Raw genomic sequence first — 23,214 nt, 5'->3', positions numbered from 1 at the left:
GACATGCGCCATTGATACTGCCGTGCTGTGCACGGCCTCGCCCATCCCGCCACAGCGCCTTTGCGCCGTGCGGGTTCGCCAGCCCTGTCTGCACGTACCAGGAGTATCCATGCCCGCATTACTACAACTCGACCGTCTTTCCTTTGTGCTGCCCGATGGCCGCACCCTGTTTTCCGATCTGCAATTTGTCTTTGCCCCGCAACGTATCGGCCTCGTCGGAGATAACGGCGTGGGCAAGAGCGTGCTGGCACGCCTGCTGGCGGGCCAGGCGCAGCCGTCTTCCGGTGCCGTGCGCTGTGACGGCAGCGTGCATTACGTGGCGCAGGAACTCGATCCGCAGCGCTATCCCACCGTGGCGGCCCTTGCTGGCATGCAGGACTTGCTGGCCGCGCTGGCGCGCATCGCCGAGGGCAGTATCGATGAAGCCGATTACGCGCTCGTGGGAGATCGCTGGGATGCCCACGCCCGTTTGCGCCAGGCGCTCGATGCGCTCGATTTGCGCCATGTCAATGCCGCTACGCGCACTGCCAGCCTGAGCGGCGGCGAACGCCAGCGCATCGCCCTGCAAGGGGCCTGGCTGTCGCAGGCGGACTGGCTGGTGCTCGATGAACCGAGCAACCATCTCGATGCGCAGCAGCGCGCCCGTTTGGTGGCGCAGATGGCGCGCTGGCCGGGCGGCTTGCTGCTGGTCAGCCATGACCGCGGCTTGCTCGAGCACGTCGATGACATCGCCGAGCTGTCGCCGCAAGGCTTGCGCAGCTATGGCGGCAATTACGCCATGTATGCGCAGCAGCGCGCGCTGGAGCAGGCCGGTTTTGCGGCGGCCCTGCAGGCGGAAAAGGCCGGCGCCAGACGCGAACAGCGCGAAGCGCAGCAGCAGGCCGAACGCCAGCAGAAACGGGTGGTACGTGGTGAAAAGGATGGCCGCGAAGGCAATCAAAGCAAGCTGCTGCTCGACGCGCGCAAGGAGAAAAGCCAGGATAGCCAGGGCAAGCTGCGCCTGCGCGCGCAAGAGGCGCAGCAGGCGCGCCAGCAAAGGGTGATGGAGGCCAGCGCCCGCTGCGCGCCCGAGGCTGAACGGCTGCTGCTGGCGCCCGACAGTGCCGTGCCGAACGGCAAGCTGATCCTGGAGCTGCGCGATCTGGTCTTGCCCTATGGCCAGGTGCAGCCTGTGAACCTGGTCATCAGCGGCGCGCGCCGCCTGGCCGTGACGGGCAATAATGGCAGTGGCAAGTCGACCTTGCTGCGCGTGATCGCCGGCCAGCTGGCGCCCGCCAGCGGCGAGCTACTGTGCCATGCGCGGATGGCGTGGCTGGACCAGCATGCTGGACTGCAAGACGGCGAGTGGAGCGCCGTGCAGCGCTTGCAGGCACGCAACAGCCTGCTGCCGGAAGGCGAGCTGCGCACGCGGCTGGCGCTGCTGGGCATTGCCGGCGCGCGCGCCACCATGCCCAGCCGTTTGCTCAGCGGTGGCGAGCGCATGAAGGTGGCGCTGGCGGCCGAACTGTATGCGCAGGCGCCGCCGCAACTGCTGCTGTTAGATGAACCCGACAATCATCTGGACCTGGCCAGCCTGCAGGCGCTGGAGCAGATGCTGCTGCAATATCGGGGCGCGCTACTTGTGGTTTCGCACGACCAGGCATTTCTGGAGGCGATAAACCTTGACCCCGAGGGCTTGACATTGCACAAGTGACAATTTAATGAAAAAGTCACGCTCGATGCCTGTAGAGCATGCTTCATGAACCGATGCTGAATTTTGTTTGATTGTCGGTATAATCCACTGAATAACCGGGCCTATTTGTGAACTAAAACTGCTGGTTCACCAATATGATGACGTTTAATCTGGCACTGTTGTCGGTCACTACCGCGCTGCCAGGGCGTCATCCTGCGTGCCCTGCCGTGCATGAATTTTGGTTTCGCTTATATTGTTTTCTTGGAGAAATAGCATGTCGTTTTACGAAAAACTCAAAGCCCTCAACATCGAACTGCCAGTCGTTGCCGCGCCAGCTGCCGCCTACGTGATGCATGCCCGCACGGGCAACACCGTCTTCCTGTCCGGCCACCTGGCCAAGAAGGATGGCAAGGTCTGGGTTGGCCAGCTGGGCAAGGACGTCACCACGGAAGAAGGCAAGATCGCCGCGCGCGGCATCGCCATCGAACTGATCGCCACCCTGCAAGACGCGTGCGGCGGCGACTTGAACAAGGTCAAGCGCATCGTCAAGGTCATGAGTCTGGTCAATTCCACCTCCGAATTCACGGAACAGCACCTGGTGACCAATGGCGCCTCGGAACTGTTCGTCGAAGTCTTCGGCGACAGCGGCAAGCACGCCCGCTCCGCCTTCGGCGTGGCGCAAATCCCGCTGGGCGCTTGCGTCGAGATCGAGCTGATCGCCGAACTGGCCTGACGCAGTAGCCTGACCACATGAGCATGCCGGCGCTCAGCCGCCGGCCAGCCTTTTCCTCCATTCCAGCAAGAGCGGAACCGCCATTGGGGTGGAGGGATCGGTGTATTCAAGAAAAAAACGGAGACACGTAATGAAAACGAGTGAACAAGGCTTGCACCGCGGCCTGGGCGAGCGGCAGATCCGCCTGATGGCGCTGGGCGCCGCGATTGGCGTGGGCCTGTTTTTGGGTTCCGGCAACGCGATCAAGATGGCCGGCCCCGGCATCATGCTGTCGTACATCATCGGTGGCGCGGTCATCTTCATGATCATGCGCGCGCTGGGCGAAATGGCCGTGCACAATCCCGTGGCCGGTTCCTTCAGCCGCTATGCCCAGGATTACCTGGGTCCCCTGCAAGGCTATCTGACGGGCTGGAACTACTGGTTCCTGTGGCTGGTCACGTGCGTGGCGGAAATTACCGCCGTCGCCATCTACATGGGCATCTGGTTCCCCGACGTGCCGCGCTGGATCTGGGCCCTGGCGGCCCTCGGTTCCATGGGCGCCATCAACCTGCTGGCCGTGAAAGCCTACGGCGAGTTCGAATTCTGGTTCGCCCTGATCAAGGTGGTCACCATCATCCTGATGATCATCGGCGGCACGGGCATGATCATCTTCGGTCTCGGCAACGACGGCGTGGCCATCGGCATCTCGAACCTGTGGACGCATGGCGGCTTCTTCCCGAATGGCGCGCAGGGCGTGCTGATGTCGCTGCAGATGGTGATGTTTGCCTACCTGGGCGTGGAAATGATCGGCTTGACGGCCGGTGAAGCGGCCAACCCGAAGAAATCGATTCCCGACGCCATCAATTCCGTGTTCTGGCGCATCCTGATTTTCTATGTCGGCGCACTGTTCGTGATCCTGTCGATCTACCCATGGAATGAAATCGGCACCACCGGCAGCCCCTTCGTCATGACGTTCGAACGCCTGGGCATCAAGACGGCCGCCGGCATCATCAACTTCGTCGTGCTGACGGCGGCCCTGTCGTCGTGTAATGGCGGCATCTTCAGCACGGGCCGCATGCTGTACAACCTGGCGCTGCAAGGCCAGGCGCCGAAAGCGTTCGCGGAAACCACGGCCAGCGGCGTGCCGCGCCGCGCCATCCTCGTGTCCGTCTTCGCGCTGCTGCTGGGCGTGCTGCTGAACTACCTGGTGCCGGAAAAAGTGTTTATCTGGGTCACCTCGATCTCCACCTTCGGCGCCGTCTGGACCTGGGGCGTGATCCTCGTCACGCAGATTCAGTTCCGCAAGACCTTGACGCCGCTGGAAATCAAGAACCTGGCCTTCCGCATGCCGTTCGCGCCGTATGGTTCCTGGATTTCGCTGGCCTTCCTGGCGCTGGTGATCGGCCTGATGGCGTATTTCCCCGATACGCGCATCGCCCTGATGGTGGGACCGGCCTGGCTGATCCTGCTGACGGTGCTGTACTACGCGCTGGGCCTGGCGCCGAAAGCGCGCCGCGACGACGTGCCGCAAGGCTACGAAGCGGGCTGGCCGCCGGCCGATGCGCCACACGGCAAGAAGTAATTCAGCTGAACTGAGCTGAGCCAGAAGCGCGCCCCTGCCCCTGCAGCGGCGCGCTTTTTCTTTCATGGAAGCAATTTTTTCTTCAGCAGCACTCTTGCGGGTTTAGCGGCGCACGCCAGTCGTTGTTTCCTTACATCAAAGTTCTGTTTAGCTGAGCCGATGAAAGCCCTATAATCGCTTAGTTTTGAGAATGGACGCGATCTTTCCGGTTTTTTGCCAGGTAGGGCCGGAGCGTTATTTGTTTTTACCCGTCATACGAATATGTGTGCCTCATAAAGGAATATTAGTGAGCCAAACCCTGGTCCAGAAAATTTGCCGCACCAAGCCGATCGATACCACGGTCGAATATGGTGAAGGCCTCAGCAGCAGTGGCTTGAGCCGGTCCATCGGCCTGTTTTCCCTCACCATGATCGGCGTCGGCGCCACCATCGGCACGGGCATTTTCTTTACCATGGTCGAAGCCGTCCCCAAGGCGGGTCCTTCGGTCGTCCTGTCTTTCCTGATCGCCGCCATCACGGCCGGCCTGACGGCCTTGTGCTATGCGGAATTGTCGTTCCGCATACCCGCTTCCGGCTCCTCGTATTCGTTTGCCTACGCCACCGTGGGCGAGTTTCTTGCCTTCATCATGGCCGCCTGTCTGCTGCTCGAATACGGCTTGGCGGGCAGTGCCGTGGCCATCGGCTGGTCGTCCTACTTGAACAACTTCCTGGAAAACGCGTTTGGCTGGCACATCCCGGAGATGCTGCGCACGCCGATGATCGTTTCTGGCCCGCATGGCATGGAGTTTCATGCCGGCCACATCAACCTGCCGCCGATCTTTTTGATCTGCATGTGCGGCTTCCTGCTGTTGCGTGGCGCCAAGGAATCGGCCCTGATGAACGCCATCATGGTCATCATCAAGCTGGCGATCCTCGTGTTTTTCATCGTCATCGCGTTTTCCGGTTTTAACGCCGACAATTTCTTCCCCTTCTTCAATACCGACAACAGCAAGGGCTTTGCCGGCATGACGGGCGTCACGGCCGCGGCCGGCACCGTCTTCTTCTCCTTCATCGGCCTCGATACGGTGGCGACGGCGGGCGACGAAGTGAAAAATCCCACGCGCAATGTGCCGCGCGGCATCCTCGGCGCCTTGCTCATCGTCACCGTGTTTTATTTGCTGGTGGCCGTGGCCGCCCTCGGCGCGCAACAGGCGAAATTGTTCGAAGGCCAGGAAGCGGGCCTGGCGGTGATCCTGCAAAACGTCACGGGCAAGACCTGGCCCGCGCTGGTGCTGTCGGCCGGCGCCGTCATTTCCGTCTTCAGCGTGACCCTGGTGACGATCTACGGCCAGACGCGCATCCTGTTTGCCGTCAGCCGTGATGGTTTGATCCCGAAATCGTTCCAGAAGATCCACCCGCGCACTCTGGTGCCGGTCAGCAATACCATCATCGTCTGCCTGGTGGTGGCCGTGGTGGCCGGTTCCGTCGATGCGACTTACCTGTGGGACATGGTCAGCATCGGTACCCTGACGGCCTTCATGGTCGTCTCGATCGCCGTGCCCGTGCTGCGCCACAAGCAGGGCGCGAACCGCATCGAAGGCTTCAGCGTGCCGTTCGGCCCGTACGTGATTCCGGGTCTGAGCATTCTGGCTTGCCTGTACATCATGCGCGATTTGCCGCATACGACGTTTGTCGTGTTCAGTGTGTGGATGGCGGTGACGGTGGCCATTTACTTCCTGTACAGCATGCGGCATTCGCATCTGGGCAAGAAGGCCCGCTAATGCAGTCTGTTCCATCCGAAACCGCCGCGCTTGCCGGCGGTTTTTTTTATTTCTAACCGGAATTTACATGATGAAAATAACTGATCTGGCCGCTTGCGGCTTGCTGGCAAGCAGCCTCCTGGCCACCCTGGCGCAGGCCGCGTCTGCATCCGAGCCAGCATTGCGCGATTACCGCGCCGTGGCCTTGTCGGCCAATGGCCAGCGCATCGCCGCCATCGAGTCGAGCAGGGTGGAACAGCCACTGCCGCAGCGCCCGCATGCGGTGATCGTCGTGCGCGACGCCGCCAACGGCGCCATCGTGCAGCAATTCGATCCGTGTGCCGTGTGTTCCTACGACAAGCCCAGCTGGTCGCCGGACGGCAGGCAACTGGCCTTCATCGGCTATGACGCCAAGGCGGGCACGGCGCAGCTATATCTGGCCACCCTGTCGCAGGCGCCGGTGCGGATGTTGACCAGTATCAAGGGCGTAGCCAGCACGGCGCGCTGGTCGCCGGACGGCAAGCAGCTGGCCCTGCTGGCGACGGTGGGCGCGCGCAAGCTGGCCGGCGCCGTCGAGGCGGGCGCGCGCCAGGTGGGCGAAGTGGGCAGCGAAGACGATGCCCAGCGTATCGCCGTCGTGCCGGTCAGCGGCGGCGAGCCGCGTCTGCTGTCACCAGGCGACACCTATGTGTATGAATACAGCTGGACGCCCGATGGCCGCGGCTTTGTTGCCACCAGCGCGCAGGGCAATGGCGATAGCAACTGGTGGGTCGCCAAGCTCAGCCATATCGATGCGGCCACGGGCGCCCTGCGCGTGATCGCGTCGCCGGCCATGCAGCTGAACCTGCCCTCGGTCTCGCCGGACGGCAAGACGGTGGTCTTCATCGGCGGCCTGATGAGCGATTTCGGCTCCATCGGCGGCGATATCTACACGGTGCCGCTGGCTGGCGGCACGCCGCGCAATCTCACACAAGACTACCGCGGCACCTTCAATGGCGTCGTCTGGCGCGGCGCCGGCTTGCTGGCGACGGCCCTGATCGATTCGCAGCTGGCGCTGGTGCCCGTCGATGCGCAGACCGGCCCCAGCCAACCTGTGATGCTCGGTGAACTGAGCAGCAGCGGCAGCGATGGCCGCTTGTCGTTCAGCGCCGATGGCCGTCACGCCGCCGCCGCGCAGGAAGATTTTACGCACGCCAGCTACCTGGTGGCGGGACCGGTGGGCCAGCTGAAAAAGATCACGCGCGACAATGACGGCTTTGCGCCACAACTGTCGGTGCAGAACGTGGGCTGGAGCAACGAGCAATACAAGGTGCAGGGCTGGCTGCTGGGACCGTTGAAGACGGAGGCAGGCAAGCGCTACCCGATGGTCGTCAACGTGCATGGCGGCCCCGGCGCGGCTGCCTCGCCCCGTTATGTAGCGGCGAGCACCCTGATCCACGAATTGACGCAAAAAGGTTATTTTGTCTTCCTGCCCAATCCGCGCGGCAGCTTTGGCCAGGGCCAAGCCTTTACGCGCGCCAACATGGCTGACTTTGGCGGCGGCGACTGGCGCGACATCCTAGCCGGTATCGACGCGGTGGAAAAAGTGGCGCCCGTCGATGGCCAGCGCCTGGGCCTGATCGGCCATTCATATGGCGGCTTCATGACCATGTGGGGCGTCACGCACAGCGACCGCTTCAAGGCGGCTGTGGCGGGCGCGGGCGTGTCGAATTGGATCAGTTATTACGGCCAGAACGGCATCAATCAGTGGATGATCCCGTTCTTTGGCGCCTCCGCGTATGACAATCCGGCCGTCTACCGCAAGGCGTCGCCCATCGAATCGATCAAGGCGGCCAAGACGCCGACCCTGATCTACGTGGGCGAGCGCGACGTGGAAACGCCTGCCGCCCAGTCGCTGGAATTCTGGCACGGCTTGCGTGCCATGGGCGTGCCGTCCAGCCTGTTCATCTACGATGGCGAAGGCCATTCCTTCCGCAAGCCCGAGCACCAGCGTGACTTGCAGAAGCGTACTATCGGTTGGTTTGAACAATACCTGAAGTAAGCTGTGCAGGCTTAGCGCGGTGCCACAATATGCACGATCGCCGCGCTATGTATCACAATCTTGTCCGCATCCGCCTGCAACAGGCGGATGCGCCGCTGCACCAGCGGCCAGCCAGACCAGGCTACGTCGCTGACGGGCGGCGCTGGCAGGGTAGCCAGCGGGGCGCTGATGGCAGCCTTGTCGTCGAGCTGTTCCAGCGCGCGCGACAGGGTCAGACACACTTGCGTATGGCTGTGGCCAAGCAAGGCATTGACGGGCGCGACGGGCAGCTGGCTGGCATGGCGCCCGAGGATGGAGCGCAGCGCCGCCACGTGGGCGACCAATAAATAATTTTGCACGATGAACAGGTTGATGTCTTCCACGGCGCGCTGCTTGCTGGCCGGTTCATCGAGCATGCGCACCAGCGCCGAGCTGAGCGCAGCCAGGCTGTCCATCAATCGTTTGCGCTCGATGCGGTAGGCGAAATCATCAAAACATTTGCCTTGCAGCAGCGCGAAGCTGGCCTGCATATAACTCACATTTACAGTCAACACCTGGCGCACCAGGCGTGGCAGGCTCTGGTATTCCCAGTTGGCCAGTACAAAGCTGAACACGGTGGCCACCGCCGCGCCGATCAGGGTATCGATCAGGCGCTCGCTGACGAGGTTCGGGTTGCTGGGCGCCACCAAATGCATTTGCAGCAAGATCATCAGGCTGACGGCGATGGCCGTGTAGCGGTAGCGCAAATAGATGAAGGTGGGCGTGGCCACGATGGAGAGAAATAAAATGGCCATCAGCACGATATTACTGTGCACGTAGCGGATCACGATGGCCGTGACCACGCAGCCGATGATGGTGCCGATGATGCGGTCGGCGCGGCGCTGGCGCGTCATGCTGAACGTGGGGCGCAGGATGATGACGATAGTCAAGACAATCCAGTAGCTGTGCGCCGCATATGGCAGCCAGTGGCCGATCAGCAATCCCACGGAAATGGCCATCGACACGCGCAGGGCGAAGCGGAACACGGGCGAGTCCAGGCGCAAATTCGACAGCAGGGTTGTCAGCTCATATTTCTGCTGCGACAAGAAGGGCGCCATGTCCGCACCGCTCCAGAACGGCACGTCGGCATAGACTTTTTGCGTGGCCAGGTGCAGCTCGGCGATCATTTTCAGAATCGCGCGGATCTTGTTGCGCTGCGCGCGCAGGGTGGCCAGCGCTTCCTGCGCAGCGTCACCTTTTGCGTGAAGGCGGGCAATTTCCGCTTCGATGTCGGCCCATTCCTTGTCATAGATGATCTGCGCGTACGAAGCGCGCTTGCGCGTGACGGCGTAGGCGACGGCTTCGATGTCGCGGGCCGCCTTGTAGGCCAGGTCGTGCAGGGATTTCAGCACGTCGGAGTCGGCCAGGTGCTGGCGCAGCAGCGCGTAATCCGTGTGCGTGGAAAGGATCAGTTCATACAGATCGAGCATGCATACGTGCACCTGCACGACGATGGCGTCCTTGCTGTTCTTGTGGCTGCGCAGAATCAGGTCGCGCGACGCTTGCTGGCGGTCGGCCAGGATGCTTTGGTGGCGCACCAGCTTGTTGAATTGTTCCGTCAGATTAAAACGCGTGTCGTAGAAGTCGGCCTTGATGTCGATGTAGGCGGCCAGTTCGAACAGGGCTTCGGCCAGCACTTGCTGTTTGATGCGGTGGCGCAAGACCCAGGCAATGGCCATGGCGTAGGCCAGATAGATCAAGCCGCCCAGCATGAACAGGCCCGCATGGTGGAACGATTGCTGCCACGTCATCTGATGCTCCATCGACATGGTCATGATGAACAGGGCGGCCAGCTGCAAGGGCATGGATTTCTTGCCGTACACCACCATCATGCTGGCGAGGAAACTCACGAGGACAAGTACCGTCATCAACAGCCACTGCACGGGGCCGCACAGGCTGATCAATAAGGTTACGGCGCTGCACAGCAGCACGGAAGCGAGCATTTCATTGAACTTGTGGCGCAGCGGGCTGGGCATGTCCATCAGGGTGGTGCACAGGGCGCCGATGCACACCGTCATGGCGGTGGCGCTGTCGCTGATTTCCTGGGTCAGCAAGGCCAGGCCGACCAGGCCGATGGCCACGCGCAAGCCCAGGTAAAAATAATGGCTGTAAATGAAGGTGCGCAGGTTCAGTGCGTAGTGCATGGGATTACCTTGTGGGCAGGGCACAGAAAGAGGCGCCGCACCGGGGTCTCCGATGCGGCGCCAGGATGTTGCATTCGCTACAGCCCCTGAGTTACATCAGGGCGATCACCGGATAGCGCCGCCATTCCGGCTCGGCAAAGCGCTGGCAGTGTGCAAAAATGAAGTCGAGCACGGCTTCCTGATTGCTCAGCAAGGCCGGATTGGCTGCTTTCCACTCGGCAAACTTGGCCGCCAGCGCCGGTTCGTCGCGCAGCAGTTCGGAGGCCATGTCTTCGAACACGTAATCGGAAAACGCTTCTTTCTTTTCCAGCACGCTGTTGAAGAAACCCCAGCGGAAGAAGCTGTCGTGCGCCTGCGGTTCCAGGGTTTCCACGGCGTAGCGGGCGTTGTCCTGCTCCAGGGACACTACATAATCGCCGGCCTGTACGGTGAACTGGCCCGTGCGCGCTTCCACGTCGACCATGTCGTGGAACATGTGGCCTTCGTAGGCCGTGGCGCGCGTGCCGACGGATGCGATGTGGTAGTAGCGTGCCGTTAGCGTCTGTTCGGTGGTGATGCGGCTCATTTCGACGCCGTTCCAGCGCAAGCGCTCGATGACTTCGCGCCACGCTTGCGGCACGATGTAGGCTTTCGGGGCGGCCACGGTGACGTCCGCATCGAAGCGGTTGTAGTAGGCGATATCGCGTTCCCACGGCTGCGAGCGGTCGTAGGACAGGCGCTGGTAGTCGCCCAGGATACTCGGCGTGTATTGCGCCGCATAGCCCTTGAAGGGGACGGTCGACGGCTGCTCTTCGTTCATGGCCCAGTGGATCGGCCACTCGGCTTGCGTGCGTCCGGCCGCCTTGGCTTGCGCGCGCAATTGGCGGATTTTCTCGCCGTGTTCCACCGTGAACGCCATCGTGATGTCGAGCAGGGCGCGCATGGAAGCGTAGCGGTCGGCAAACGGTTTCAGCATGTGCGTTTCCGGCATGAAACCGATAACGTGGTGCAGAGCCGCAAAGCCGGTCGAGAAACGGGGCACTTCAAGGAATTCGGCGATGCCGTGGTCGGGACTGTCCTTGACGGGGTTCACGTACGGGCAGGTGGGCCAGCCGGCGCTTTCCATGTGCGCAAAGATGTGCGGCAGCATGGTGTCTTGCAGGAAGGGGCCGAGGCCATTGCCCAGCTTATCCGTCTGCGTGTGGATCAGGGTCATCGTGTACGGGTAGTCGGCGCCGTTCGACGTATGCGTGTCGACCATCACGTCCGGGTCCCAGCTGGCCAGCAGGCGGTTGAACACTTGCGCGTTCAGGCTGTCGCACTTGATGAAGTCGCGGTTCAGGTCCAGGTGGCGGCTATTGCCGCGGAAACCGAATTGCTCAGGGCCATCCTGGTTCACGCGCGACGTATTGGCGCGGTTCAGGCTGCCATCGACGTTGTAGATCGGAATGAACAGCAGCACGGTGCTGCCCAACGCCGCCAGGCGTTCCGGCTGCGTACACAGGTCGCGCACGATGGCCATGCAGGCGTCGATGCCTTCCGGTTCGCCCGGGTGGATGCCGTTGTTGTTGAAGAACACGGTGCGCCCCGCGCGCTTGATCTGCTCGCGGTCGAACACGCCGTCCGCGCTGACGACGCCAGCGTGGATGGGCACGCCCGAGTCGGACAGGCCGATCTGTTCGAAATGCAGCACTTGCGGGTAGCGTGCGGCGAGATCCTTGTAGAAGGTGATGCATTCCAGCCAGGTCGTGGTCTGGTTGTGGTTACCGAGTTCGTAGGTCGTGCGCAAGTCTGGTGGCATAGCGGTCTGAGTCTGGGAGGGGGAAGGCGCGCTGGGTAAGTACGCCCGCTAGGCGCCAATTGTAGCACCGGCGCTGCCGCCTTGAGGCGCCGCAGGGGCTAGTCGCCGTACTTGTGTTATGAATACGTTTCACGCGCAAGGGAGGTGGCATGGGCAAGATGGCGACTGCGATGGCGATGGCGGTGCTGGTGTGGTGGGCTTGCCAGGCGGCACAGGCGGCGCCCTTGCGCTTGCCGGCGGGAAAGGGACCTGTGGCGCAGGGCGGCTCCGTCACGGCTAGCGCGCAGGGTGCGCTGATACGCTACCGGGGCTGGCTGCTGGCCGTCGATGGGGCAGTCTCGGAAGAACGGCCTGACGTCGTGCTGACGTCGGCGGTGGCGGGCCATGCGCCGCAACTGCAGACCGGGTCCACGCAGCACAGCTTGCCCCTGTGGTCAGCCTTCGAGCTCGTCAAGGGGAGTGCGCGCCTGCGCATCACGGCGCTGCCGGGGCCGGATGAGCTTCCCGCACTGCTGCTCGATTTTGGCGAGGCCGATTATCGCATCGTGATTCCCGCCGCTACCATCGCGCGGCAAGCCTATCCGCTGCTGGCGCAGCGCTTTCCCGGCGCCGACCTGGCCTTGCTGCTGCAGGACGGACGCAGAGTGATGTTGCCGCTGGGAAGTGGCCGGGCGCAAGTGTTTGGCGAGGAGCAAGCCGTGCCTTACCGCTTCACCAAGGTAAAACGCTAGGCGAAAAAAAGCCACTCCCGCAGGAGTGGCTCAGCTTAAAGCGCCCGTTGCCGGGTTATTGCTTCTTGTTATTCAGCGCCCATTTCTTTCAGCAGGTTGTCTGCGTGGTCGATGTGTTTCATGTTCCACAGCATGTAGCGCAGGTCGACCTGGATCGAACGGGTATTGGCCTTGTTGTAGTCCCAATCGGAAATGATCGAGTCCAGGGTGCCATCGAAGGCCAGGCCGATGAATTCGCCTTTGGCGTTCAGGGCAGCCGAACCGGAGTTGCCGCCGGTGATGTCCAGGGTGGCCAGGTAGTCGACCGGTACGGTTTTCAGCTTCGGATCGACGAATTTACCGAAGTCCTTGGCTTTGATCGCGGCCAGTTGATTGGCTGGTGCATTGAACTCGCCCTGGCCCGTGGCTTTGGCGGCGACGCCATTGACGGTGGTGAAGGCGGACCAGGTGGTGCCGTCGGCGCCATGGTCGCGGCCGGCTACTTTGCCAAACGTGACGCGCAGGGTGCTGTTGGCGTCAGGATAGACGGCTTGGCCCTTGCTCTTCATGAAGGCAATTTTGGCTTTCATGTAGTTGGCGTAGGCTTGCTGGATCTTGCCTGCCAGTTCTTCGTCTTCCGCTTCGTTTTTCAGCGAATCAGGATACATGGCGACGGCTGCCTGGATGAAGCTGTCCTTGCTGGCCTGGAATTCGGCTGGCGTGCGTTTCAGCCATGCTGCGCGCTCGGCCTTGTCGGCCAGCTTGCTGCCGGCATACAGTTTGTCCAGGGCGGCGGACAGGTCGGCTGGCGACATGCCATCCTTGATGCCGATGGCGGCGTCGAAGCTGGCGCGGCGCTGTGCTGCCGGTTGCGCGGCGTACTTGGTCAGGCTGTTCAGTACCAGCGCCTTGTCGACTTTTTCATCGTAGGTGCGCTCGACCGAGGTGATGCCCGCTTCCAGGCGTGGCAAGTCGCGCGTCTGGTAGCCGGATTTGCGTTCCGTATCGGACTTGGTGCCTTCGTTCGACAGGCGGTACAGGCTGCGTGCCGTGTTCAGCAGGCGTGGCTGTGCGTAGCCCAGGAAGAAATCGCGCTTGGTGTCGGCATCGCGCTCGGCGATCAGCTTTTCCACTTGCTCGATGTCGCCGGCAAATTCGGCCTTGCGTGCTGGCGTGGCGTTGACCCAGGTCTTCAGGGCTTCGTGTTCCGCCGTCTTGCGTGCCAGGAAATCGCTGCCGGCGTACGAGTCCAGCATGCCTTGGCGGTTCTTGTAGTAATTGTTGACGCCAGCAACCTGACCCGCGTATTTCAGGGCAACATCCTTGTTGTCCTTGGTTTCGCGCGCGATGATGGCCAGGGTTTCGCCCGATGCTTTCACGAAGGCCGGGTAGTTCCAGTCAAACGTGTACGCCACTTCCGATGGCAGGCGGTGGCGGTTGGTGCGGCCAGGGTAGCCCAGGACCATCACGAAATCGCCTTCTTTCAAGCCATCCTTGGCCAGTTTCAGCACGTGTTTTGGCTGGTAAGGCACGTTGTCCTTGCTGAAGTCGGCAGCTTTGCCGTCTTTGCTGACATAGGCGCGGTAGAAACCGTAGTCGCCCGTGTGGCGCGGCCACATCCAGTTGTCGGTGTCGCCGCCGAACTTGCCCACGCCCGCTGGAGGCGCGTGCACCAGGCGCACGTCGCGGATTTCCAGTTGCTTGATCAGGTAAAACTCCAGGCCGCCGTAGTAGGCCGACACGGTGCAGCGGAAACCGGCTTCTTTTTCGCATTCGGCGACCAGTTTCTTCTGGTTTTTCTCGATCGCGTCGATGCGTGCCTTGCCTTGCAGCTTGGCCACGTCGGCGGTGATGATCTTGTCGCTGACATTGGTCACGGCCGAGGTGACGAAGATGCGGCTGCCTGGGGAGGCCGGCAGTTCTTCAGCGAACGTCTTGGCCAGGAAACCGTTGGCCAGCAAATCGCGCTCTTTGGTCGAATTGACCGCTACGCTGTTGTAGACGCAATGGTGGTTGGTGGCAACCAGGCCTTGCGGCGAGACGAACGAGGCCGAGCAACCGCCCAGGCTGACGATGGCGCCCATCGGGAACTCGGTCAGTTTGGTCAGATTGGTCGGATCGAGTTTCAGTCCGGCCGCTTTCAGTTCCTTGGCTACTTGTGGCAGCTGTTGGGGCATCCACATGCCTTCGTCGGCGTGTGCGAAGTTGCTCAGGATGGCGAGCGCGATTAAAGATTTTTTCATTCGAGTTCTAGTCTTTTACATGAAGGGAAGTCGGAACCAACGTGTACCCAGTGTTTTTTCTCAGCGGGCGACATAGAGTATCCGTATCGAACTCGCACTAGTCAATCACATTTTCCCGACAGCATGTTTGTAGTGGCTTGTGGAAATTGCACTATTTTCGGCATTGCAGGGGCAGGAGCGGGCTGCGAACGGGCATTTTCTTGTGCCGCGGCTGTGGTATTGTCCATACAATTGTCTTGCCAGCAATAAAAATGGCCGGGCGCTTGCGCGGCCCGGCCACTTGCTGATGTGCTGCGATTTGTCTGCTCAGCGTATTTTGCCGCGGCGCAAAAGATTCACGATGCCCAGCAGGATCACGGCGCCCAGGAACGAAACGAGCAGCGAAGCCAGGCTGAAATTGTCGCTATTGATGGTGCCCGTGCCGAACAGGGGGGCCAGCAGCCAGCCGCCCAGGAAGGCGCCGACGATGCCGACGACGATATTGAGAAAGATGCCCTGTTGTGCATTGGTTTTCATGACCATGCTGGCCAGCCAGCCGATGACACCGCCAATAACGATCCAGATAATGAAATTCATGTAATCCTCCGCGCGATGGATGAGTGGTTGTGCCAGAGCGGTGCGGCCTGCACGTCATGGCAAATTGATACTGATGCCGCACGATAGAAAAGTCCAGCGGATTCGCACGGCGCATGCAAAAGCCCGCCTGGCTGCGGGCAGCGAGGCGGGCTTGTCATGCGGCAAGGTCGTGTTTAGTCGGCCTTGATGGCTTCCACCTGGATGGCCAGCTTGACTTCCGGCGAGAACGCCGGCATGCCGTAGTTCAGGCCAAAGTCGCTGCGCTTGAATTCCGCTGTGGCGTCGGCGCCGCACACTTCACGCTTGTAGCGCGGGTGCATGATGCACTTGAACTTGCTCACGTTCAGCTTGACGGGTTTGGTCACGCCCAGCAGGGTCAGTTCGCCGTCGACTTCCACCAGTTGATCGCCGTTGAACTTCAGCGACTTGCTCTTGTAGGTGATCTGCGGGAATTTCTCGACGTTGAACATGTCCGCTTTTTTCGCGTGCGTATTCATGGCGTCCAGGCCGAAGTCGATCGAATCGGCATCGATGACGAGGTCCAGGCTGCCCGTCTTGGCGGCGCGGTCCAGGGTGACCGTACCCTTGGTCTTGTTGAACTTGCCGCGCCACACGGACATGCCCATGTGATCGGCTTCAAAGCTGGGGAAAGTGTGCGTTGGGTCGAGGTTGTAGGTGTCGGTAGCGGCCATGGCCGAACCCGCGCCGGCGGTTGCCAGCACGGCGATCATCAAGTGCGAAAATTTCATGCAGATCCTATAGTTGAACAGGTGGTGGGGTTGTTATTGCGCTGCGACGTGGAATTTAATTGTGACCTCGTCTGCGACCATGCTCGTGTCTTTCCACTCGCCTTCGCCGATGTTATAGGTCAGGCGCTTGATCGGCAGGGCGCCGTCGAAGGCATATTTGCCGCCATCGGCTTTCACCGCCAGGGGGAAGGTCACGTCGGTGGTCTTGCCTTTGATGCTCAGCTTGCCGGTAACCGTCAGCTTGCCCGCGCCGGCGGCTTTGATGCTGCTCGAGACGAAGGTGGCTTTCGGGAACTGTGCAGAGTTAAACCATTCTTTCTTGGCCACTTCCTTGTTGTATTCCGGATCGCCGATATCGATGCTGGCCGTCTCGATTTCCACCGACGCCTTCGAGGCGTCCGGCGTGGCCGGGTTGTAATCGATGGCGATATTGAATTTCTTGAACTTCGCTTCCACCGGCACGTTCATTTGCTTGAACACGGCCGACACGCTGGTCTTGGCGGGATCGACTTTCAGCAAGGTGGCGGCGGTGGCGGCCACGGACAGGCCCAGCAGGGAAGCGAGGACGAGGCGTTGGGTGGTTTTCATCTTGTTTTTTTCCTGTAGTTTTTCAGTGAGCAAGGGGAAGTCGGTGTTACGGCAGCATGCGCTTGAGGACGCCGTCACGGTCGATGAACTGGTGCTTCAGCGCCGCCAGCACATGGGCGGCCACGGCGGCGGCCATCGTCATGTTCAGAACATAATGAATTTCTTTTAAGAGCGGCTTAAGTTCCGGGTTCGGCGCCATGATGACGGGCAACTGGAACAGGCCCAGGTAGACCACGGGCACGCCGGCGGCCAGGGTGTACAGGTAGCCGGAGACGGGCACGGCGAAGATCAGGATGTACAGCAGCACGTGCATGGCGTCGGCCGCCTTCTTTTGCCAGGCAACCATGCTGGCCGGGTGCGGCGGCGGCACATTGGCCTTGCGCCACAGCAGCCGGATGGCGGCGATGGCCAGCACGGTCACGCCCAGCCATTTGTGCCACGAGAAATATTTGAGCTTGGTGGGCGTCAGGCCGGGAATATCGACCATGACCAGGCCCATGACGAAGGCGCTGATGATCAGCAGGGCGGTCAGCCAGTGCAGGATGATGGCGGTGGTGGTGTAGCGTTGCATCGACGGCTTTCTTGAAAGTAGTACGTGTTAGGACTAATTCGGCCTAATATACCAAAGAAAAGCAAATTGCGCTGCGTGCTGCAGATTCTACAAGAAAGATTGCCGGAAAAACCGCGGGGCGGGCAGCATTTGTGTGCTGGCCGCCCCGCAGGAGTGGGATAGCAGGATCCCCATGTGGAAACTGCTTAGATGGCTTTGGCCAATTGCGCGGCGATACCGATATAGTTGCCCGGCGTCATGGTCAACAGCACGTCCTTGGCATCCTGCGGAATGGCCAGGCCATTGACGAAGGTTTGCAGCGCTTCTTTCGAGATGCCCTTGCCGCGCGTCAGCTCTTTGAGCTGCTCGTACGGGTTTTCGATGCCATAGCGGCGCATCACGGTTTGTACGGGCTCGGCCAGCACTTCCCAGGTCGCGTCCAGGTCTTGCGCCAGGCGCGCGTGGTTCACTTCCAGCTTGTTCAGGCCGCGCAGGCAGCTGTCATAGGCCAGCAGGGTGTAACCGAGGCCCACGCCGATATTGCGCAGCACGGTCGAATCGGTCAGGTCGCGCTGCATGCGCGAGACGGGCAGTTTTTCCGACAGGTGTTTCAGCACGGCGTTGGCCAGGCCCAGGTTGCCTTCCGAGTTTTCGAAGTCGATCGGGTTGACCTTGTGCGGCATGGTCGACGAACCGATTTCGCCCGCTTTCAGCTTTTGCTTGAAGTAGCCCAGCGAGACATACGTCCAGATGTCGCGGTTCAGGTCCAGCAGGATCGTGTTGGCGCGCGCGAAGGCGTCGAACAGCTCGGCCATGTAGTCGTGCGGCTCGATCTGGATGGTGTACGGATTGAAGACCAGGCCCAGGCGCTGTTCGATGACCGCTTGCGAGAATGCCGGCCAGTCGAAGCCGGGATAGGCGGACAGGTGGGCGTTGTAGTTGCCGACGGCGCCATTCATCTTGCCGAGGATTTCCACTTGTTCGATGCGTTTCACGGCGCGCTGCAAGCGGGCCACGACGTTGGCAAATTCCTTGCCCAGGGTGGTCGGGCTGGCCGTCTGGCCGTGTGTGCGCGACAGCATCGGCACGTCGGCGTTGTCGTGCGCGATCTGCGTCAGCCTGGTCACCAAGCCTTGCAGGGCCGGCAGCATCACGCCATCGCGCGCGGCTTTGAGCATCATGCCGTGCGAGGTGTTGTTGATGTCTTCCGAGGTGCAGGCGAAATGGATGAATTCCGACGCCGCCACCAGTTCCGGCACGTCCGCCACTTGTTCCTTCAGCCAGTACTCGACGGCCTTGACGTCATGGTTGGTGACCGCTTCGATGGCCTTGATGCGGGCCGCGTCGGCTTCCGAGAAATCGGCCGCCATCTTGTCGAGCAGGGCGGTTGCTTCCGCCGAGAACGGCTTGATCTCGGCGAAACCGGCTTGCGACAGCGCTTGCAGCCAGGAGATTTCCACTTTCACGCGGTGGTGCATGAAACCGGCTTCGGACAGGATCGGGCGCAGCAGATCGGTCTTGCTGGCGTAGCGGCCATCGAGCGGAGACAGGGCCGACAGCGTGGAATACGGAGTAGTAGAAGTCATGAGAGCGGACGCAAGTTAAAGAAACGGTTGGCGTGTGGCGCGCGGGGAGGGCAGGGCTATTGCAATACAGCAACACTGACGGCGCCACAGTAAAGGGCGATTTTACCACCGCTGGCCGCTGGCCAGCCGTCCCTCGGCTGCGGATGGCCCCCATTTTGGCCGAATCCGGCCCCGATGCGGCGTGCCTGCCACACCCGAGCGACCGTCGGGCGCGTGCTGCCAAACACCGCTGTCGCCGATGCTATACTGCTTGCTGCTCCCTTACCTTAAAGTACCTATGAAACTGATCGGTTCCCTCGCCAGCCCGTATGTCCGCAAAGCCCGTATCGTGCTGGCGGAAAAAAGCTCGACTATGTCTTCGAGCTGGAAAACGTGTGGGCGCCGGAAACCCGCATCGCCCAGGCCAATCCCCTCGGTAAAGTGCCCTGCCTGGTGATGGAAGATGGCAGCACGCTCATCGATTCGAAAGTCATCGTCGAATACCTCGACACGCTCACGCCCGTCTGTAAACTGCTGCCGGCCGGCGGCAATGGCCGCGAGCGGGCCGATATCAAGAACTGGGAAGCGCTGGCCGACGGCATTCTCGACGCGGGCGTGCTGGTGCGCCTGGAGCGCACGCAGCGCCCGCCCGAGCAGCAAAGCGCGGCCTGGATCGCGCGCCAGCTGGACAAAGTCACGCTGGGCCTGGCGGCTTTGGCATCGCGTCTGGGCGAAAGCGCGTATTGCGCCGGCAAGAACTACACCCTGGCCGACGTGGCCGTGGGCTGTACCCTGGGCTGGCTCAGCTTCCGCTTCCCGGAAATCGACTGGCGCGCGGATCACCCGGCGCTGGCGCGTTTGTTCGACAAACTGTCCGAGCGGCAGTCGTTCAAGGACACCGCGCCGCAGTGAGCGCACGATGACCGGCAACGATACGAAGGCGCAGCAACGCCTGCAGATGGCCGATATCGCGCGTCTGGCTGGCGTGTCCACGTCGACCGTGTCGCGCGCGTTGAGCGGCAGTTCGCTGGTCAATGAAGAGACGCGCGCGCGCGTCATCGCGCTGGCCCGTTCGCTCAAGTATTCCATCAATATCGGCGCGCAAAACCTGCGCCTGAAACAGAACCGCACCGTGGGCGTGGTGGTGCCGTATGACGCGGCCACGCGCCAGCACCTGTCCGATCCTTTCTTTCTGAGCATGCTGGGCAGCCTGGCCGATGCGCTGACGGAGCAGGGTTTCGACATGCTTATCTCGCGCGTGGATGCCGAAACGCTCGATGCGGCCGCCCAGTCCTTCGACAGCGGCCGCGTGATCGGCATCATCCTGATCGGCCAGTGGCGCCACCATGAACAACTGAACCAGCTGGCCGCGCGCCAGGTGCCCATCGTCGTGTGGGGCGCGCAATTGCCGCAGCAGCTGTATTGCACCGTCGGCGGCGATAACATCGCCGGCGGCCGGCTGGCCACGGAACACTTGCTGGCGGCGGGGCGCCGGCGCATCGCCTTCTTTGGCGACGCCAAGCTGCCCGAAGTGGCGCAGCGCCATCAGGGCTATGCGCAGGCGCTGGCCGCGCAGGGACTGGCGCCCGACCCGCAACTGTACGTAGCCGGCTCCTTCCTGCCGCAGGGCGGCGCGACGGACGTGCAGGAATTGCTGGACCGCCAGCTGCCGTTCGACGCCATCTTTGCCTGCAGCGACTTGCTGGCCATGAGCGCCATCAGCGCCCTGCGCGCGCGCGGCGTGGCCGTGCCGGAACAGGTGGCCGTGGTCGGCTACGACGATATCGAACTGGCTGCGTACTTCCACCCTCCGCTGACCACCGTGCGCCAGCCGATCCGCGCCGCCGGGCGCGCGCTGGTGGCCTCGCTGCTGGCGCTGGTCGACGGCGCGCCTGCGCCATCGCAGCAATTGCCAACCGAGCTGATCATACGCGCCTCGGGCCGCTGAAGAGCGCGTTGACTGTCGATTGCAACCGATTGCAATAAATTCCAATTTATCCGTATATTTCCATGCTGCGCCGCAGCATGAAAACCGTCGTATTCGCCTCATATCCCGCATATTTGGCTCTGTATCACCCGTAAAATTCTCTTGAAAACAACATAAAATCCATGTTGCAGTGCTCGATTGCAATCGATTGCAATAAATTCTTATTCGTTGAATAATGACGTACCGGCTCAGCCAGCGCGCCACGGCATGCGGCGGCCAGGACTCATAACAAGCGGATACCTCGATGTATCGGCATACAACACTGGAGACAAGATGAAGACACGTACTGCTCAACGCGGCTGCATGGCCGCCGCCGTCGCCCTGGCCCTGCTGCAATGGGGCGCCGCCCAGGCACAATCGGCTGCCGCCCCCGCCGATGGCCTGAACCTGGAACGCATCGTGGTCACGGGCACCACCGGCGGCACGTCCAAAATGAAATCGAGCAATTCCGTCAGCAGCATGGAGCTCGACACCATCCTGCACAACGCGCCGACCAGCGCCGCCGAAGTCCTGCGCTCGGTGCCTGGCTTGCGGGCCGAGTCCTCGGGCGGCGAAGGCAATGCCAACATCACCGTGCGCGGCTTGCCCATTTCCGCTGGCGGCGCGCGTTATGTGCAGATCCAGGAAGATGGCTTGCCCGTGCTGCAGTTCGGCGACTTCAACTTCACCACGCCCGACAGCTTCGTCAAGATCGATTCCACGCTCGACCACCTGGAAGTGGTGCGCGGCGGTTCGGCCTCGACCCTGGCCACCAATTCGCCGGGCGGCATCATCAATTTCATCAGCAAGAACGGCAAGGAGAAGGGCGGCAGCGTGGCCCTCAGCCGCGGCCTGGGCTACGACCAGACGCGCGTGGACTTCGACTACGGTGCGCCAATTTCGGAGCGCACGCGCTTCTTCATCGGCGGCTCCTGGCGCACGGGCGAAGGCATCCGCCACAGTGGCGTCAACAGCGAAAAAGGCGGCCAGATCCGCGGCAATGTCACGCATGAATTCGACAGCGGCTTCGTGCGCCTGTCGTTCAAGCACCTCGACGACCAGTCGCCTACGGCCCTGCCCGTGCCGGTCAGCGTGCGCAATGGCCGCATCACGGAAATCGCCGGCATCGACCCGCGCAAGGCCAGCTTCTATTCGCCGTACTGGGTGCCCGACATGGTGCTGAACAAGGATAACCAGCGCGTGGCCACCCGCGTCAACGACGGCTTGCACGTCAAGAGTGACACCGTGGGGCTGGAAGCGTCGTTCAAGCTGGGGCAGGGCTGGAGCGTGAGCGAAAACTTCCGCTACGCCGACAATTCCGGGCGCTTCACGGGCGTGTTCCCGTCGAATAACGGCAGCGACGGCGGCTACGTGTTTGCCAGCGGCCCGAATCGGGGCCAGCCCTACACGGGCCGCGCGTTTTCCGCCGTGGTGTTCAATACCTCGATCGACGACGCCAGCAATACCCTGAGCGACACCAAGCTGGCCAAGACGTTTGTGCTCGACAGCGGCAAGCTGACCACCACGGCCGGCCTGTACCTGTCGCAGCAAAAGCTGGGCCTGACCTGGAACTTCAATGAATACCTGATGCAGGCCACGGGCGACCAGCCGGCGCTGCTGCAGACGGCCAGCGGCACGCCAGGCTACATCGGCCCGGCCTTCGGCGCCTGCTGCTCGCGCGCCGTCGACATGGAATACCGCACGACGTCGCCGTATCTGAACCTGGCCTGGGAAAGCGGCGCGCTGAATCTCGACGGCGGCCTGCGGCGCGACCGCCAGCACGCCAGCGGCACGGCCAACCAGGCCACCGGCGCGCAAGCCTACCTGCCGTCGACGGTACAGCAGGTCGACTACACCCTGGGCCACACCTCGTACTCGCTGGGCGCGAACTACAAGCTGCAAGCGAATCTGGCCGTGTTTGCCCGCGTCAGCGAAGGCGTGGCCTTCAATGCGGACCGCATCCTGTTCGGCACGCCCTTGGATGGCAGCGTGCCCGTGGCGATCAACACCGTGCGCCAGCTCGAAGGCGGCGTGAAATGGCGGCGCGGTCCCCTGAGCACTTTTGTGACCGTGTTCCAGGCCAAGACCAAGGAAAGCAATTACGAGGCGACCACCCAGCTGCGCACGGCCAACAGCTATGAAGCGAAGGGCGTGGAAGTGGAAGCGGCCTGGAGCGCCGGCGACTTCCGCATCAATGGCGGCCTGACGTTCACGGATGCCGAGATCACGGGCACGGCGGCGGCCGACGTGGCGCTGATCGGCAATACGCCGCGGCGCCAGGCGCGTGTCGTGTACCAGATCGCGCCGACCTATGAATGGGGGCAGGCTACCCTGGGCGCGAGCCTGGTCGGCACGGGCAAGTCGTGGGGCGACGATGCGCACACGATCACCTTGCCCGCCTACCAGGTGCTCAACGCCTTCGTCAATTACCAGCTCACGCCGCAGATGCAGGTGGCGCTGACGGCGAACAATCTGTTCAACAAGATCGGCTATACGGAAGTCGAGGGCGATGGCCATGCGGCCCGCTCGATCACGGGGCGCGCCGTCAAGGTCAGCCTGAAATACGCATTTTAAGCAAGG

16 protein-coding genes and 1 pseudogene are annotated in these 23,214 nt (G+C 61.9%); 9 read left to right on the top strand and 8 right to left on the bottom strand.

Annotated elements, in window-relative coordinates; all coding sequences use genetic code 11:
- The first annotated feature begins 109 nt into the window (after nt 1-109).
- From P9875_RS28240 to P9875_RS28220, 5 genes are all read left to right on the top strand, one after another.
- The gene (locus tag P9875_RS28240; RefSeq protein ID WP_278317238.1) at nt 110-1,693 is read left to right on the top strand and encodes an ABC-F family ATP-binding cassette domain-containing protein; all 1,584 of its coding nucleotides are present in this window, start codon (nt 110-112) and stop codon (nt 1,691-1,693) included.
- 253 nt (nt 1,694-1,946) lie between these two features.
- The gene (locus P9875_RS28235) at nt 1,947-2,405 is read left to right on the top strand and encodes a RidA family protein (protein ID WP_034745569.1); all 459 of its coding nucleotides are present in this window, start codon (nt 1,947-1,949) and stop codon (nt 2,403-2,405) included.
- 130 nt (nt 2,406-2,535) lie between these two features.
- Entirely contained in the window at nt 2,536-3,966 is a 1,431-nt protein-coding gene (locus tag P9875_RS28230) for an amino acid permease (RefSeq protein WP_278317237.1), read from the top strand.
- Between the two features lie 286 nt (nt 3,967-4,252).
- A complete protein-coding gene (locus P9875_RS28225; protein WP_099403982.1) occupies nt 4,253-5,725 on the top strand; it encodes an amino acid permease in 1,473 nt (490 codons plus the stop codon).
- A 67-nt stretch (nt 5,726-5,792) separates the two neighbouring features.
- Nucleotides 5,793-7,745, top strand: a complete 1,953-nt coding sequence (locus tag P9875_RS28220) for a S9 family peptidase (RefSeq protein WP_235211755.1) — start codon at nt 5,793-5,795, stop codon at nt 7,743-7,745.
- An 11-nt stretch (nt 7,746-7,756) separates the two neighbouring features.
- Here P9875_RS28220 and P9875_RS28215 read toward each other — a convergent pair whose 3' ends face one another.
- On the bottom strand, nt 7,757-9,907 hold the full coding sequence (locus tag P9875_RS28215) for an FUSC family protein (RefSeq protein ID WP_035822803.1): 2,151 nt from the start codon (nt 9,905-9,907) through the stop codon (nt 7,757-7,759).
- A 91-nt stretch (nt 9,908-9,998) separates the two neighbouring features.
- The gene (locus P9875_RS28210) at nt 9,999-11,687 is read right to left on the bottom strand and encodes a M14 family zinc carboxypeptidase (RefSeq protein WP_035822801.1); all 1,689 of its coding nucleotides are present in this window, start codon (nt 11,685-11,687) and stop codon (nt 9,999-10,001) included.
- 149 nt (nt 11,688-11,836) lie between these two features.
- On the opposite strand from P9875_RS28210, the gene P9875_RS28205 reads away from it, so the two are divergent.
- The gene (locus P9875_RS28205) at nt 11,837-12,418 is read left to right on the top strand and encodes a hypothetical protein (protein WP_035822798.1); all 582 of its coding nucleotides are present in this window, start codon (nt 11,837-11,839) and stop codon (nt 12,416-12,418) included.
- Nucleotides 12,419-12,486: 68 nt separating this feature from the next.
- Here P9875_RS28205 and P9875_RS28200 read toward each other — a convergent pair whose 3' ends face one another.
- The 6 genes from P9875_RS28200 to purB all read right to left on the bottom strand — a co-directional run bounded on the left by P9875_RS28200 (nt 12,487) and on the right by purB (nt 18,689).
- Nucleotides 12,487-14,640 carry a S46 family peptidase gene (locus tag P9875_RS28200; RefSeq protein ID WP_035822796.1) on the bottom strand — a complete coding sequence of 718 codons (2,154 nt, stop codon included), beginning with the start codon at nt 14,638-14,640 and terminating at the stop codon, nt 12,487-12,489.
- Between the two features lie 306 nt (nt 14,641-14,946).
- Nucleotides 14,947-15,216: a GlsB/YeaQ/YmgE family stress response membrane protein gene (locus tag P9875_RS28195; RefSeq protein ID WP_034778894.1), complete on the bottom strand. Its 270-nt coding sequence runs from the start codon at nt 15,214-15,216 to the stop codon at nt 14,947-14,949.
- Between the two features lie 173 nt (nt 15,217-15,389).
- A complete protein-coding gene (locus P9875_RS28190) occupies nt 15,390-15,965 on the bottom strand; it encodes a YceI family protein (RefSeq protein ID WP_099403978.1) in 576 nt (191 codons plus the stop codon).
- Nucleotides 15,966-15,998: 33 nt separating this feature from the next.
- Nucleotides 15,999-16,553, bottom strand: a complete 555-nt coding sequence (locus P9875_RS28185) for a YceI family protein (RefSeq protein WP_278317236.1) — start codon at nt 16,551-16,553, stop codon at nt 15,999-16,001.
- 46 nt (nt 16,554-16,599) lie between these two features.
- On the bottom strand, nt 16,600-17,124 hold the full coding sequence (locus P9875_RS28180) for a cytochrome b (protein WP_046684510.1): 525 nt from the start codon (nt 17,122-17,124) through the stop codon (nt 16,600-16,602).
- A gap of 185 nt (nt 17,125-17,309) precedes the next feature.
- Nucleotides 17,310-18,689, bottom strand: a complete 1,380-nt coding sequence (purB, locus tag P9875_RS28175; protein ID WP_278317235.1) for an adenylosuccinate lyase — start codon at nt 18,687-18,689, stop codon at nt 17,310-17,312.
- Nucleotides 18,690-18,966: 277 nt separating this feature from the next.
- Between purB and P9875_RS28170 the strand changes: the two are divergent.
- From P9875_RS28170 to P9875_RS28160, 3 genes and pseudogenes are all read left to right on the top strand, one after another.
- A pseudogene (locus P9875_RS28170) lies at nt 18,967-19,580 on the top strand (glutathione S-transferase N-terminal domain-containing protein).
- A 7-nt stretch (nt 19,581-19,587) separates the two neighbouring features.
- Nucleotides 19,588-20,616 (top strand): LacI family DNA-binding transcriptional regulator, encoded by a 1,029-nt coding sequence (locus tag P9875_RS28165; RefSeq protein WP_035822781.1) that lies wholly within the window; start codon nt 19,588-19,590, stop codon nt 20,614-20,616.
- 312 nt (nt 20,617-20,928) lie between these two features.
- Nucleotides 20,929-23,208, top strand: a complete 2,280-nt coding sequence (locus tag P9875_RS28160; protein ID WP_278317234.1) for a TonB-dependent receptor — start codon at nt 20,929-20,931, stop codon at nt 23,206-23,208.
- Nucleotides 23,209-23,214: the final 6 nt, after the last annotated feature.

The sequence above is a fragment of the Janthinobacterium rivuli genome (assembly GCF_029690045.1).
Taxonomy (GTDB): domain Bacteria; phylum Pseudomonadota; class Gammaproteobacteria; order Burkholderiales; family Burkholderiaceae_D; genus Janthinobacterium; species Janthinobacterium rivuli.
This window is presented reverse-complemented; position numbering and strand designations above follow the sequence as displayed.

Excerpts from the sequence above, each read along its gene's own strand:
- P9875_RS28235 (WP_034745569.1), top strand. The coding sequence starts at position 1,947 with ATGTCGTTTTACGAAAAACTCAAAGCCCTCAACATCGAACTGCCAGTC.
- P9875_RS28205 (WP_035822798.1), top strand. The coding sequence starts at position 11,837 with ATGGGCAAGATGGCGACTGCGATGGCGATGGCGGTGCTGGTGTGGTGG.
- P9875_RS28185 (WP_278317236.1), bottom strand. The coding sequence starts at position 16,553 with ATGAAAACCACCCAACGCCTCGTCCTCGCTTCCCTGCTGGGCCTGTCC.
- P9875_RS28215 (WP_035822803.1), bottom strand. The coding sequence starts at position 9,907 with ATGCACTACGCACTGAACCTGCGCACCTTCATTTACAGCCATTATTTT.
- P9875_RS28210 (WP_035822801.1), bottom strand. The coding sequence starts at position 11,687 with ATGCCACCAGACTTGCGCACGACCTACGAACTCGGTAACCACAACCAG.
- P9875_RS28180 (WP_046684510.1), bottom strand. The coding sequence starts at position 17,124 with ATGCAACGCTACACCACCACCGCCATCATCCTGCACTGGCTGACCGCC.
- purB (WP_278317235.1), bottom strand. The coding sequence starts at position 18,689 with ATGACTTCTACTACTCCGTATTCCACGCTGTCGGCCCTGTCTCCGCTC.
- P9875_RS28240 (WP_278317238.1), top strand. The coding sequence starts at position 110 with ATGCCCGCATTACTACAACTCGACCGTCTTTCCTTTGTGCTGCCCGAT.
- P9875_RS28230 (WP_278317237.1), top strand. The coding sequence starts at position 2,536 with ATGAAAACGAGTGAACAAGGCTTGCACCGCGGCCTGGGCGAGCGGCAG.
- P9875_RS28165 (WP_035822781.1), top strand. The coding sequence starts at position 19,588 with ATGACCGGCAACGATACGAAGGCGCAGCAACGCCTGCAGATGGCCGAT.
- P9875_RS28160 (WP_278317234.1), top strand. The coding sequence starts at position 20,929 with ATGAAGACACGTACTGCTCAACGCGGCTGCATGGCCGCCGCCGTCGCC.
- P9875_RS28190 (WP_099403978.1), bottom strand. The coding sequence starts at position 15,965 with ATGAAATTTTCGCACTTGATGATCGCCGTGCTGGCAACCGCCGGCGCG.
- P9875_RS28220 (WP_235211755.1), top strand. The coding sequence starts at position 5,793 with ATGATGAAAATAACTGATCTGGCCGCTTGCGGCTTGCTGGCAAGCAGC.
- P9875_RS28195 (WP_034778894.1), bottom strand. The coding sequence starts at position 15,216 with ATGAATTTCATTATCTGGATCGTTATTGGCGGTGTCATCGGCTGGCTG.
- P9875_RS28200 (WP_035822796.1), bottom strand. The coding sequence starts at position 14,640 with ATGAAAAAATCTTTAATCGCGCTCGCCATCCTGAGCAACTTCGCACAC.